Here is a 13675-nt window from a genome sequence, read left to right as displayed (position 1 = left end):
CTTCACACCTGTCGAAAGCCGGCGGATCACGTCCGTGCCCATCGGTCGGTCCCGGTCGTCGACCCGCTCGCCGGCGGGGACTCCGGGGGCGACGGCGGGTCCTCGACCGGCGGCGCCGGGTCCTCCACCGGCGGCGCCGGAGACACCGGCGGCGGAGGAGACACCGGCTCCGGCGGCGGAGGAGACACCGAGTCCGGCGGCGGAGGAGACACCGAGTCCGGCGGCGGAGGAGACACCGAGTCCGGCGGCGGAGGAGACACCGAGTCCGGCGGCGGAGGAGACACCGAGTCCGGCGGCGGAGGAGACACCGAGTCCGGCGGCGGAGGAGACACCGAGTCCGGCGGCGGTGGAGACACCGAGTCCGAGACTGGCGGAACTTTCGACTCCGAGGATGGCGGGGATCCCGGCGCCTCGGACTCCGGTGCCGAGCTCGGCTGGGACTTCGAGGACGGCGACGAGGACGACGAGGACTCCTTCGATCCCGATGTCGTGGATCCCGTGTCCTCCCTAGTACCCGTTGTCCCGCTTGGTTCGTCGTGAGAATCGGCCTTGCTCGACCGGGAGCTCGACCCACCCGCGGCCGGAAATGCCGAGGCCTCTGCCTCCACATGTCTCCACAGGGCCAGCGCAGCTTCGACCGCTGCCGGGTCGACGGGGTGGTCCAGCTGCCCCGTGGTCGCGCAGGGGCGGGCAACGACCGCCTGGGTGTCCGGCTCCACGATGACGAACTCCTGGACCGGCGCTGGTGCGGGCCGGACGACCGTGACTGCCCGCGGCGAGAACCCCGACCACGTCGCACCCTCGTAGCGGACCGCCGTCCGCGGTGCCGGAGGTCCGAGCGGGTTGCCGCACGCGCACCGCACCCGCGGTGCGCCGCGCTCGTCGACGAGCACCGCCGTCCCTGCCTGCAGGACGGACTGGATCGGGGTGGCCACACCGTCCCGGTAGCCGTAGTTGGTCACGGCCGTGTCGGCGCGGAGGGTCAGCGAGGTGAGCCGGCCGAGGAACGACCGGATCTCGCTGGTCTGGATCCCCTGCGCCCCCGCCCAGGCCGCTGCCCGATCGGGATGTGCGTCCAGGAACGAGGCGATGTCCTCGGGACGGCACTCATCGGTCCCCGAGCCGCCGTAGAGACCCGGAGCATCGCCGGACACCGTGCCGCTCGCCCCGGGCGGGGGCGCCTGCTGGGGCTGCTCCTCGCTCGCGGGTGGGGTGAAGGGTGCCTCTCCCGGTTCGCCGGCGGCCTCCGCCCGGACCACCGTGGGGTCGTCCGAACCGAACAGGGTCACCGCCTCGATGACCGCCCCCAGGGCGAGGACGAGCACACCGAGGACGAGCAGCCTGGACACCAGGCGGCGCCGTCGCCGCGGAGCGGGCGAGCGGACACGACGTGCTCTCGCGGACCTGACCTCGGCGATCCCCGTCTCGGTCGAGCCGACCGTCGGCGGCATCGCCGGCCCCACCTCGGCGGGCCCCGTCTCGGCCGAGCCGGTCGCCGGCGGCGGCACCGGCCCGAACCCGGCGACCCCCGTCTCGACGACATCGGTCATCGGCGACGCCGCGACCGGCCCGCTGATCGCGGCGCGTGCGGCGGCAGCCAGTTCACCGGCGCTCCCGTACCGGGCGTCGGGGTCCTTGGCCATGCCCCGCGCGATGACCGCGTCCAGCGTCGCCGGTACACCCGCGACGAGCGCCGAGGCCGGCGGCGGTTGCAGGTTCAGGTGCGAGTGGATCATCGCCGGCAGTTCGTCGGCCTCGAACGGTGGGTGCCCGGTCAGCGCTTCGTGCAGCAGGCAGGCCAGCGAGTACACGTCCACCCGGTGGTCGCTGGGGCGGCCGGTCAGCCGCTCTGGCGCGATGTAGTCCAGCGTCCCGACCGTGGTCCCGGTCGCGGTCAGCGAGACGCTGCCGTGGCCGACCTTTCCCGTCAGCCCGAAGTCGGCCAGGTAGCAGTGGCGGGCGGGAGCGTCGCCACCGAGCAGCACGTTCGACGGTTTGACGTCGCGGTGCACCAGTCCCGCGCGATGTGCGGCGTCGAGTGCGGCCGCGACCTGCTCGACGACGTCGACGGCCGCGTGAGGCGGCAGCGGGCCCAGGGTCGCCAGCAGCTCACCGAGGTCCTGGCCCTCGATCAGTCGCATGTCGAGGTAGAGCCGGCCGTCGATCTCCCCGAAGTCGTGGATCGGGATGACGTGGGCCTCCGTCAGCCCCGCGGCACCGTGGCACTCCCTGAGGAACCGGGCGCGGTACCTCTCATCGGCCACGAACTCCGGGCGTAGTCGCTTGAGCGCCACCGTCCGCTCACGCACAGTGTCGTAGGCCCGGTAGACCTCGCCCATGCCGCCGTGGCCGATGAGTGCCTCCAGCCGGTACGGACCGAAGGTCTGTGGGTCCAAGGTTCCTCCCGAGGCCTCGGGTGCCGCGTATCGCGCCGTGGGCTGGCCTGGTCGTCGGCTCGCACGAGTCTCCAGTTCCACGAGGTACATCCGCGCCGCTGAGCCGCGACAGCCGTAGCGAGGGGTGCTCGCGCGGTGAGGCCATCGCGCTGAGGGGTCGACCGGCTACGCCGCGGCCACTCCGGGTCGGGAGTCGGCGTGCGTGGGCCTACGTCGTAGGCGGGTCGCACGACGCTGACGGGTGGGATCGGACCGCCACAGGCCCCAGGCGACCACGCAGATCATCACGAGGGCCAGTGCCGCGAGGACGAGCAGATCGGCGGTCCAGGCACTCGCGCTGTGCCGCCACAGCGGGTCGTCGACCGGCGGAGGCACCCTGCCGAGGTCCATGGTCGCTGCTCCCATCGCGAAGCCCCAGCGCGACGGGAGGATCCAGGAGAGCTGGTCGAGACCGGCCCGGCCGACGAGGGGGAACAGCCCGCCCGCCAGGACGAGCTGCACCATCACCGTGAGAACCAGCAGCGGCATGCCTCGGTCGGCGTTGCCGATCGCCGTGGAGATCACCAGGCCCAGCACCATGGACGCGCACGTCACCGCAACGACGCTCACCGCGATCTCCAGACGCCCCGACCCGAGAGTCGTCGCGCCGTCGGGACCCGCCCGGCCCAGCAGCGCCACGGCGCAGAACACGGCTGCCTGGACAGCGGTCACCAGACCCAGGACGGTGAGCTTGGCGGCGAGGTAAGCGGTGCTCGACAACCCGATCGATCGCTCACGCTCGTAGATGGTGCGTTCCTTGACCAGTTCACGGATCGATGAGGCGGTGCCCATCAACGTGCCGGACATCGTCAGCACCAGCAGGAGCTGCGTCGCGGTGACATCACCCCGCGCGGTCGAGAGTCCGTGCGGGGCGGGGAGGGCGTGCGCGACACCGCTCAACAGGACCGGCAGCAGGGCGAGGAAGGCCAGGTAGGTCCGGTCGGCCAGCATCACGTCGAACGTCCGACGGCACAGGACGGGGAACTGGGTGAAGCCCGATCGCCGTGGTGGCGCAGCGGTGGCAGGAGCCGCTCGACGCGCCGGCCGGGTGGGTGGCCGAGGGGCGATGTCCGAGCGTCGGAACCGGGCGGCCCAATCGGTCGCCGGGTCGTTCTCCAACTGCGTGAAGATGTCCGCGAAGTCCGTGACGCCGAAGTAGTCCAGTGCCCGGCGCGGTGGGCCGTCGTAGGCGACCCGACCTCCCGGGGCCAGGATCACGAGTTGATCGCACACGTCCAGGTTGGCGACGTTGTGCGTGACCACGACCACGGTGCGACCGCCGTCCGCGAGGTCCCGCAGGCTCCCCATCACCTGCTTGTCGAGCCCCGGGTCCAGTCCCGAGGTGGGCTCGTCGAGGAAGAGGAGGGAGGGCCGGGTCAACAACTCGAGGGCCACGCTCGTCCGCTTGCGCTGGCCACCGGACAGGCGGTCGATGCGGAGGTCGGCGCGCTCGGCGAGTCCCAGTTCGTCGAGCACCTCCTGGATGCGCTGCTCCCGGACCACGGCCGGGACGTCCGGCGGAAAGCGCAGGCGGGCCGCGTACGACAGCGCGCGACGCACGGTCAACTGCGGATGCAGAATGTCGTCCTGGGGGACGACCCCGATCCGCTGCTGCAGCTCCTCGTACTCGTCGTAGAGGTCCCGGCCGCCGTAGCTGACCGCACCCGAGTCGGCCGGGCGGGTCCCGGTCAACGCGCCGAGCAGGGTCGACTTGCCCGAGCCGCTCGGACCGAGGACTGCCAGCAGACTCCGGCCCGGTAGACGGAATCCCACCCCGTCGAGCAATCGCCGACCGTCGCGGATCACGACCAGGTCGTCGGCCTCGATGTCGACGTCCCCCCGGTCCTCGTACTGCACCAGCCGATCACCGGACAGCTGCAGCAGGGTGCGTCCGACGCCGATCAGGTCTCGCTCGGCCACGAGCGCCTCGTCGACCCCCCGGCCGTTCAGGAACGTCCCGTTCGCGCTGTTCAGGTCCCGCAGCCGCCAGCCTTCCGGGCTCCGCTCGAGAACTGCATGGTGACGGGAGACCAGGAGGTCGTCCACCACCACGTCGTTGTCCGGCAGACGTCCGATGGCGAGCCGATCCGGCGGGAGGTGGTGCACGGCGGACAGCGCCGCGTGCGTGGGAGGCGCCCCGCCGGGCACGTCACGTGTCGTAGCGAGCGGGGTCAAGGTGACCGCGACACCCTCGACGGGGTGCCCGAGCGAGACGACCGTGGAACCCGTGAGCAGGACTCGCGGTGTGCGCCGGCCCGCCAGGAAAACGCCGTTGCGGCTGTGGTCGCTGAGCACCCACCCCGCCGAGCCGTGCTGGACGGTCGCGTGGTGACGGGACACCCGCCCGTCCGTGATGGGCCCGCCGACCTCCATGTCGCGACCAAGGGTGACGGTCTCCCACGGAGGTACGACCCATCGCCGGTCCCCCGCGCGCACCTCCAGGGGGACGGCGAGCGGGTCCTCGGAATCCGTCTCGGCGGCCGCCGGCGGGGCGGCCCCGGGTGCGGCGTCCGCTGGGACGCACACGTGCTCGGACGGGCCGGAGGGCGACGGCGGCTGCCGGCTCCGGCCGGGAACGTCCTCGACGCCCGATCCCGCTCGGAGGCCGTCGGGCGTCGCGTCGTCGCGGGGCTCGGCCGCTCCACCGTCCCCCGTCGACCGGCCACCCGGCGAGGACACGGGGGCCTGCATGCCGAGGGCCTGCGCGAGCTCGTCCACGAGCTCCTGGCAGGACGCGTAGCGGTCCACCGGCTCCTTGGCCATGGCCCGCGCCACCACGGCGTCGACCGCCGCGGGCAGCTCGGGGCGGATCCCCGTGATCGGCGGCGGTATGTCGACGAGGTGGGCCCACAGCAGCGCGGCGTCGTCGTCCCGGCGGAAGGGCAGCTGCCCGGTCAGGCACTCGTAGAGCACGCACCCCAGCGAGTAGATGTCCGCCGTTGCCCCCACCGGCTTACCCTGGATCTGCTCGGGGGAGACGTAGTCGACGGAGCCGAGGAACTGTCCGCTGGCCGTCAGCCCGCCCGACAGCTCGGTGCTGCGCTTGGTGATCCCGAAGTCGGTCAGGTAGAAGTGGTCGCCCTTGGACTGACCCGGGTTGTCGCGGCTGGCGGCGACGAGAAGGTTGTCCGGCTTGACGTCCCGGTGCACCAGTCCGGCCCGGTGTGCCGTGTCCAGCGCATCCCCGATCTGGCTGGACAGCCGCAGCAGCCGGTCCAGCGGCAGGGGACCACCCTGCTGCGACAGCAGGCCCCTCAGGTCGCTGCCCAGGACGTACCGCATCGCGATGAACAACTGCCCGTCGGCCTCCCCGGCGCCGTAGATGGGCACGATGTTCGGGTGCTCCAGCGACGCCGCCAGCCGTGACTCCTGGATGAAACGCTGGCGGAACTGCTCGTTGTCGGAAAGCTGAGGCGGAAGGAGCTTCAACGCGACCTTGCGGCCCAGACGCACGTCCTCGGCGCGGTAGACGACCGCCATGCCACCCCGACCGATCAGGGACTCGATCCGGTAGCCGGCGATCTCGCTGCCCGACTGCAACATCGTCATGCCGACCGCCTCCACTCAGCCCGGGGCTCGCTCGCGCCGGCTCGCCCCGTGGCTCCGCGGCAGCGGGGCAGTACCGGTGGCGGGTTCCGCGCCGACGGCGCTCAATCAGAGCAGGACCGGCGCGCCGTCGCCAGGGTGTGCGGCTCCTCGCGTCGGTGATCGACCCCCGTGTCCGGACCGCGGGACGCCGTCGGCGCGAATGCGAGGCTGTTCGCGGCACGCTCCCAACGCGCCTGCGCCGCCGCACAGATGACGCTTGCAGCGTGGCTGCGCCGGTGGCCTCGTCCCCGATCCCGTTCGGGCATCCTCCGCTCACCCGGCCGACGCCGGCAATGCCCCGATGAAGGAGCCGGATGCGCCACCCTCCGTCGGTGAGGTCTCGCAGTGCGGCCGGCCGTAGTCCGTGGACGACGGCACTGGGGCTGCTGTTCGCCGCCGTCGTCCTCCTCGGTCTGGCCGTGGGGATCGGCCTGCTGGTCACCCGGGCCGAGACCGGGACGGCGGTCGAGGAGGTGGACTCCGGCGCCGACGAGTGGTTCGCCGACCAGCGCACGCCGACCCTCGACGCCGCCTCGGACACGCTCGACGAGCTCGGCAACACCGCCGTGGTCGCCGCCGTCGGCCTGGTCGCCGCGACGGCCGGGTCGCTCGCGCTCCGGCACTGGCGTCCGGCCGCGGTCCTCGCGCTGGCCCTCGGCGGTGAGCTGGCCATCTTCCTCACCACGACGGCGCTGATCGACCGGCCGCGGCCGCCGGTGGTGCACCTCGACGCCGAGCTCCCGCCCACCTCCAGCTTCCCGTCCGGGCACACGGCCGCGGCCATCTGCCTCTACGGCGGGATCGCGGCCCTGGTGCTGGCCGCGACCCGGGCCTGGTGGCGCTGGCTGGTGCTGACCGCCGCGGTGGTCGTCGTGGCGGTGGTGGCGGTCGCGCGGCTCTACCGCGGCGCCCACTTCCCCACCGACGTGCTGGGCAGCGTCGCGTTCGCCGTGCCGTGGCTGCTCGTCGTCCTCAGGCTCGTCCCACCGACGCCGCCCCGCGCGCCCGTTCGGTAACGCTTGCGCAGCGTGACGGTCCGGGGCGCGTCCCGGACGGCCGGTCGACGGCACCATGCCCCTCACCCGACGGCATCGGCGCACCCAGACAGGAGCCACCGTGGCCCTCCCCGAGCGCTTCAACCTGCGCAACCTCTACCTGTACCTGGTCTGCCTGATCACGCTGGTGGTGTCGATCTTCGCGGCGGTCCAGTTCGTCCGCAGCACCGTGTCGCTGCTGTATCCGGACCCGGGCTACTTCGGCTACTACTACGAGGCGCCCGTCGAGGACCTGACCGAGGAGGAGCAGCAGCGGCAGGAGGAGCGGGCCCGCGACTCCCAGCGGCGGCAGTCGGTGCTGGACATGGTCGGCGGGGCCACCACGCTGCTGATCGCCGGGCCGCTGTACGTCTACCACTGGCGCCGTGTGCAGGCGGAGCTGCCCATGCGGGTGGACCCGGGGGTGCCGGCCGAGCCCGAGCGGCGCTGACCCCGCCGTGCCGGTCCAGGGGCCGGACCCCGGGCGGGCTGCGCTGGGGCGCGGGATAACGTCCCGGATGTGAGTGAGCCCACGCGTCCGCCGTCCGAGCTCGACCAGCTGGCCGACCGCTTCGTCGACGAGTACGCCGCCGACCAGCCCACCGTCGCCACCTACATCGGCGTCCCCGGGCACGACGACGAGTGGCCCGACCTCACTCCCGACGGGCATGCCGCGACCGCGGAGCTGCTGCGCCGCACCGTTGCCGCGGTGGACCGGACCGATCCGGCCGAGCGCCGCGACGACGTCGCCCGCAGCGCGATGCTGGAGCGCCTCGGCGCCGAGCTCGCCCTGCACGAGGCCGGGCTGGCGGCGTCCTCGCTGAACACGATCGCCAGCCCGCTGCAGGACTTCCGGTCCACGTTCGACCTGATGCCCGCCGAGACCGACGACGACTGGGCGACGATCGCCCGGCGGCTCACCGCGCTCCCCGCGGCCCTGGCCGGGTACCGGCAGGGGCTGCGCTCCGCGGCCGACGCCGGGCAGGTCTCCGCCGCCCGGCAGGTGCGGCTGGCGGCGGGCATCGCCCGGCGCTGGGCCGGCACCCCGGAGAGGCCGGGCTTCTACGCGCAGTTCGTGGGACGCGCGGAGGTCGGCGACGCGGTGCGGACCGACCTGACCCGCGGCGCCGAGGCCACGGCCCGGGCGCTGGTCGAGTTCGCCGACGCCGTCGAGCGGGAGCTGCTGCCGGTCGCCCCCGAGCGGGACTGCGTCGGCCGGGAGCGGTACGCGCTGGAGTCCCGCTACCACGCGGGCCTCGACCTCGACCTCGACGAGACCTACGCCTGGGGATGGGACGAGCTCGCCCGGATCGTCGCCGAGAAGGAGGCGGTCGCCGAGCAGATCGCCCCGGGGCAGGGCATCGCCGGCGCCATAGCCGCGCTCGACGCCGACCCGGCCCGTCAGGTGCGCGGCCGGGAGGCCCTGCAGGAGTGGCTGCAGGGGACCGCCGACCGGGCGATGGCCGCGCTGGACGGCGTCCACTTCGACATCCCGGACCCGGTCAAGCGGATCGAGGGACGGCTGACCCCGACGTCGGGCGAGGGCGTCTACTACACCGGCCCGACCGAGGACTTCAGCCGGCCCGGCCGGATGTGGTGGTCGCTGCCCGAGGGCGTCAGCGACATGACCACGTGGCGGGAGACGACGACGGTCTTCCACGAGGGCGTCCCCGGCCACCACCTGCAGATCGCGCAGACCGTCTACAACGCCGCGCTGCTCAACCGCTGGCAGCGGCTGCTGTGCTGGTGCTCCGGGCACGGCGAGGGCTGGGCGCTGTACGCCGAGCGGCTGATGGGCGAGCTCGGCCACCTCGAGGACGCCGGCGACCGGCTGGGCATGCTTGACGCGCAGGAGCTGCGGGCCGCCCGCGTCGTGCTGGACATCGGCGTCCACCTGGACCTGCCGATCCCGGCCGGGCGGGCCGCCGGGGACCGGTGGACCTACGACGTCGCGCTGGCGTTCCTCCGCTCGCACGTGAACATGGAGGACGCGATGCGGGTCGACGAGCTGCACCGCTACCTCGGGTGGCCCGGGCAGGCGCCGGTCTACAAGGTCGGTGAGCGGGTGTGGCTGACCTGCCGCGAGGAGGCACAGCGGCGCGGCGGCGACGCGTTCGACCTCAAGGCCTGGCACAGGGCCGCGCTCGACCTCGGCCCGCTGGGCCTGGCCCCGCTGGCCGCGGAGCTCGCCCGGATGTGATCCGCCGGGCCGGACCGGATGTGATCCGCCGGGTCGGCCCGGGTCAGGGGCCGGCGGGTCGGCCCGGGTCAGGGGCCGGCGGGTCGGTCGGCAGCAGGATCGTGGTCAGCAGCCGCCGTCGGCGCCCTTCGGGGGGCAGCGACGTCCGGCGCGCGTACGCTTCGCGGACCTCGGTGAGCAGCTCCAGCAGCTCCTCGTCGGTGAGGTGCAGCGCGATCTGGCGGTAGCTGACGAGGTCACGGCCGAGGTTCACGTCGCCGCGGTCGAGGTAGCGGTCGAAGTCGGCGAGCAGCCCGGCGACGAAGGTCAGGAAGGCCTGCCGGTGCTGCTCGGGCGTGAGCTCGGCGGCCTCGGCCGGGCCGATCGAGGCCGCCTCGGTGCGCAGGCGGTAGGTGCGCTCGGACACGGCGCGCACCCGTCTTTCCCCGGCGACCTCGAGCACACCGGCCGCGGCCAACGTGGCCACCTGGCGGTAGAGGGTCGCCGCGGACACGTCCGGCAGCAGCTCGTGCAGCTGACCGGTGGTGAACTCGCGGTCGCCGAGGAACGCCTGCACGATCCGCAGCCGCACCGGGTGCAGCAGCAACCCCGCGGTCGTCATGTGTCTCACATCGTCCTGACTGTTCTCATTCTTGACATCGTTCTTGTCATTGAGAACACTACACGGCATGAGCGCTGTCCACCTCACCGACCAGGAGCTCCGCGTCGAGCTCACCCGCACCGAGAAGCTCGCCGGCCTGCACGGGGACGTCCGCATCCCGCTGGCCGCCATCACCGACGTGGAGGTCGTCCCGGATGCGCTGACGGCCACCCGCGGGCTGCGGGCCCCGGGCCTGCAGCTGCCCGGCCGGCGGAGGATCGGCACTTGGCGCACCCGGAACGGAGCCGAGTTCGTCGACACCCGCCGCGGCCAGGCCGGTGTGCGCCTGACCCTCTCCGGGCACCGGCTGGCGTCGGTGCTGCTCGGCGACGACGACGCCCAAGGTCTCGCGGCGCGCATCCGGGCTGCCCGATGAGCGCCGACACGCTGACCCCGCGCGAGGTGCAGCTGCGCTTCCCCGGCCCGGACCGGGACCTGGCCGGCGCCCTCACCGTGCCCGAGGGGGACGGCCCGCTCCCGGCCGCGGTGCTGGTCAGCGGCTCCGGCCCGCTGGACCGGAACTCGAACGCGCCGCGCATGCCGATCGACTCCACCCGGCAGCTGGCGCACGCCCTCGCGCGGGCCGGCATCGCCTCACTGCGCTACGACAAGCGCGGCGTCGGCGAGAGCCGGCTGCTGCGCGACGGGACCACGGAGGGCCGGAACGGCTGGAAGCGGGCCGGGCTGTTCGACAACGCCGACGACACCGCCGCCGCGTTCAGCGCGCTGGCCACCCGGCCCGAGGCCGACCCCGGCCGGATGTTCCTCGTCGGGCACAGCGAGGGTGCCCTGCTGGTCGCGCACACCGCCGCCCGGCTGCTCGCCGGGCAGCCCGGCCCGCGCCCGGCCGGGGTCGTGCTGCTGGCCGGCTCCGCGCAGCGCGGGGACGCGGTGCTGCGCTGGCAGGCCGCCGTGATCGCGCCCACGCTGCCGGCACCGGTCCGCGCCCTGCTGCGACTGCTGCGGGTCGACCTGGTCGCCAAGGTCAGCCGCAACCACGACAAGGTCCGCGCCACCACCACCGACGTGGCGCGGATGGGCGGCGTCGCGGTGAACGCCACGTGGTTCCGCGAGTACCTGGACCACGACCCCCGCCCCGACCTGTCCCGCCTCGACCTGCCCGTGCTCGCGATCACCGGCAGCAAGGACCTGCAGGTCGACCCGGCCGACCTGCCCGCGATCGCCGCGGCCGTGCCCGGACCGGTCGAGACCTGGTGCGCGCCCGACGTCAGCCACCTGCTGCGCACCCAGCCCGGCCCGCCGTCGGTGCGCGCCTACAAGCAGGAGGTCCGCCGCCCGGTCGAGCCCGCGGTCCTCGACCGCGTCACCCGGTGGCTGACCGCGCAGGCGGCCGGCGACGCGGACCCCACCGCGGTCGACTCGCCCGCCCGCTGACCTTCGGCGCTGTCAGCCACCGGGACGTTCCCGCGGGAAGGTCCCGACGGATCGGCGACCGGCTTCGCGGGTAGGGACGGCCGGTGCGAGCGATCACCTACACGCAGCCCGGCGGTCCCGACGTCCTCCAGCTCGTCGAGCGGCCCACCCCCGATCCCGGCCCCGGGGAGGTGCGGGTCCGCCTGGCCTTCTCCGGGGTGAACCCGACCGACTGGAAGGCCCGGAGCACCACCGACCCGGGCGCCGGCGGGAAGGTCCCCAACCAGGACGGCGCGGGCACCATCGAGGCGGTCGGCCAGGGCGTGGACCCGGTGCTGCGCGGCGAGCGGGTGTGGGTGTGGGAGGCGGCCTGGCAGCGCCCGCACGGCACGGCGGCGGAGTACACCGTCGTCCCCGCCCGGCAGACCGTTCTGCTCGGCGAGGGACCGTCCTTCCAGCTGGGTGCCGCGCTCGGCATCCCGTTCCTGACCGCGCACCGCTGCCTGACCGTCGCCGAGTCGCTGCCCAACCGGCTGGGTCCTGGCTCGCTGCACGGCCGCACCGTGCTCGTGCAGGGCGGCGCCGGCGCGGTCGGCAACGCCGCGATCCAGCTGGCCCGCTGGGCCGAGGCCACGGTCATCGCCACGGTCAGCTCCCCGCAGAAGGCGCAGCTGGCCGCGGCGGCCGGCGCCTCGCACGTCGTCAACTACCGGCAGCAGGACGTCGTCACCGAGGTGCGCAAGATCGCGCCGAAGGGCGTCGACAGCATCGTCGAGGTCAACGCCGCGCAGAACGCCGCGGCCGACGCGCAGGTGATCGGCCTGCACGGCGCGGTCGCCATGTACGCCGACGACGGCGGCGCGGAGATCACCGTCCCGGTGCGCTCGCAGATGACCCCGAACGCCCGCTGGCAGTTCGTGCTCGTCTACACCGAGCCGCCGAAGGCCAAGGAGATCGGCGTCGAGGACGTCAACGCCGCGGTGCTGGACGGCGCCGTCCGGGTCGGTGAGGAGGCCGGGCTCCCGCTGCACGTGTACCCGCTGACCGAGACGGCGCAGGCCCACCAGGCGGTGCAGGACGGCGCCGTCGGCAAGGTGCTCATCGACGTCACCGCCTGACGCGCGGCGAGTGGGCAGTTCCGGTCGCCGACACGCGCGGACGCGCCGCCCTGGACGACCGGAACTGCCACTCGGCCCAGCCGAAGCTCAACCGGGGCCGAGCCAGGACCCAGCCGAGGCCCAGCCGAGGGTCAGCCGAGGCCGAGGGAGCGGGCGATGAGCATCCGCTGCACCTCGCTGGTGCCCTCGCCGATCTCCAGAATCTTGGCGTCGCGGTAGAACCGGCCGACCGGGAACTCGGTCATGAAGCCGTACCCGCCGTGCACCTGGGTGGCGTACCGGGCGTTGTCCATCGCGACCTCGGAGCTGTAGAGCTTGGCGATGGCGGCCTCCCGCTTGAACGGCTCGCCGCGCAGCATCTTCTCCGCCGCCCGGTAGTAGGCCAGCCGCGCGGTGGAGGCGCGCATCTCCATGTCGGCGATCATGAACTGGACGGCCTGGTTGCGGCCGATCGGCTGCCCGAACGCCTCCCGCTCGCCCGCGTACTTCACGCTCTCGTCGACGCAGCCCTGCGCGAGCCCGACGGCCAGCGCGGAGATCGCGATCCGGCCCTCGTCGAGGATCGACAGGAACTGCGCGTAGCCGCGGCCGCGCTCGCCGACCAGGTTCTCCTCGGGCACCCGGCAGTCGCTGAACGCCAGCTCCCTGGTGTCCGAGGCGTTCCAGCCGACCTTCTTGTAGCGCTGGCCGACGGTGAAGCCGGGGGTGCCGGTCGGGACGGCGATCGTCGAGATCTCCTTGCCGCCGTCGGCCCGGGTGCTGGTGACCGCGGTGACGGTGACCAGGTCGGTCATGCCGGTGCCGGCGTTGGTGATGAACGCCTTCGACCCGTTGAGCACCCAGTGGCCGTCCTCCAGCCGCGCCGTCGTCCGGGTGGCCCCGGCGTCCGACCCGCCGCCGGGCTCGGTGAGCCCGAAGGCCCCCAGCGCCTCACCGGCGCACAACCGGGGCAGCCACTTCTGCTTCTGCTCCTCGGTGCCGAACCGGTAGAGCGGCATCGCGCCCAGCGAGACCCCGGCCTCGAGCGTGATGGCCACCGAGCTGTCGACCCGGGCGAGCTCCTCCAGCGCCACGCAGAGGGTGAAGTACGTGCCGCCGGAGCCGCCGTACTCCTCGGGGAAGGGCAGGCCGAACAGGCCCAGCTCCCCCATCTGCCGCACGATCTCCGTCGGGAACTCGTCGCGCTCGTAGAAGCCGCCGATCTGCGGGGCCACCACGTCGAGCGAGAACTCGCGGACCACCTTCCGCAGCGCTTCCGTCTCCTCGTCGAGCCGGTAGTCGAGCAC

10 protein-coding genes are annotated in these 13675 nt (G+C 73.5%); 6 read left to right on the top strand and 4 right to left on the bottom strand.

Annotated features, from left to right (window positions below; genetic code table 11):
* Positions 1-26: 26 nt before the first annotated feature.
* Both HK417_RS17435 and HK417_RS17430 read right to left on the bottom strand, forming a co-directional pair.
* A complete protein-coding gene (locus HK417_RS17435) occupies positions 27-2396 on the bottom strand; it encodes a serine/threonine-protein kinase (protein WP_222268750.1) in 2370 nt (789 codons plus the stop codon).
* A 165-nt stretch (positions 2397-2561) separates the two neighbouring features.
* Positions 2562-5984, bottom strand: coding sequence for a protein kinase domain-containing protein (locus HK417_RS17430; RefSeq protein WP_222268748.1), 3423 nt, complete (start codon positions 5982-5984; stop codon positions 2562-2564).
* Between the two features lie 371 nt (positions 5985-6355).
* On the opposite strand from HK417_RS17430, the gene HK417_RS17425 reads away from it, so the two are divergent.
* The 3 genes from HK417_RS17425 (at position 6356) to HK417_RS17415 (ending at position 9257) form a co-directional block, all read left to right on the top strand.
* Complete coding sequence (locus HK417_RS17425; protein ID WP_222268746.1) at positions 6356-7039, top strand: phosphatase PAP2 family protein; 684 nt, start codon at positions 6356-6358, stop codon at positions 7037-7039.
* Positions 7040-7139: 100 nt separating this feature from the next.
* Positions 7140-7508, top strand: a complete 369-nt coding sequence (locus HK417_RS17420; protein WP_222268744.1) for a hypothetical protein — start codon at positions 7140-7142, stop codon at positions 7506-7508.
* A 69-nt stretch (positions 7509-7577) separates the two neighbouring features.
* A complete protein-coding gene (locus tag HK417_RS17415) occupies positions 7578-9257 on the top strand; it encodes a DUF885 domain-containing protein (RefSeq protein ID WP_222268742.1) in 1680 nt (559 codons plus the stop codon).
* Positions 9258-9300: 43 nt separating this feature from the next.
* On the opposite strand, the gene HK417_RS17410 is transcribed toward HK417_RS17415, so the two are convergent.
* Positions 9301-9858, bottom strand: coding sequence for a helix-turn-helix domain-containing protein (locus HK417_RS17410; protein ID WP_222268740.1), 558 nt, complete (start codon positions 9856-9858; stop codon positions 9301-9303).
* Positions 9859-9925: 67 nt separating this feature from the next.
* Between HK417_RS17410 and HK417_RS17405 the strand changes: the two genes are divergently transcribed.
* From HK417_RS17405 to HK417_RS26190, 3 genes are all read left to right on the top strand, one after another.
* Positions 9926-10273, top strand: a complete 348-nt coding sequence (locus HK417_RS17405) for a hypothetical protein (RefSeq protein ID WP_222268737.1) — start codon at positions 9926-9928, stop codon at positions 10271-10273.
* Positions 10270-11292, top strand: coding sequence for an alpha/beta hydrolase family protein (locus HK417_RS17400; RefSeq protein WP_222268736.1), 1023 nt, complete (start codon positions 10270-10272; stop codon positions 11290-11292). Before HK417_RS17405 ends, HK417_RS17400 begins: the two co-directional genes overlap by 4 nt.
* Before the next feature lie 83 nt (positions 11293-11375).
* Positions 11376-12389, top strand: a complete 1014-nt coding sequence (locus tag HK417_RS26190) for an NADPH:quinone reductase (RefSeq protein ID WP_222268734.1) — start codon at positions 11376-11378, stop codon at positions 12387-12389.
* Positions 12390-12520: 131 nt separating this feature from the next.
* On the opposite strand, the gene HK417_RS17390 is transcribed toward HK417_RS26190, so the two are convergent.
* Complete coding sequence (locus tag HK417_RS17390; RefSeq protein ID WP_222268732.1) at positions 12521-13675, bottom strand: acyl-CoA dehydrogenase family protein; 1155 nt, start codon at positions 13673-13675, stop codon at positions 12521-12523.

The organism is Modestobacter marinus, assembly GCF_019799945.1.
In the GTDB taxonomy this organism is placed as follows: domain Bacteria; phylum Actinomycetota; class Actinomycetes; order Mycobacteriales; family Geodermatophilaceae; genus Modestobacter; species Modestobacter marinus_B.
The sequence above is the reverse complement of the archived record's forward strand: the minus strand, read 5'-3'. Positions and strand labels throughout refer to the sequence as shown.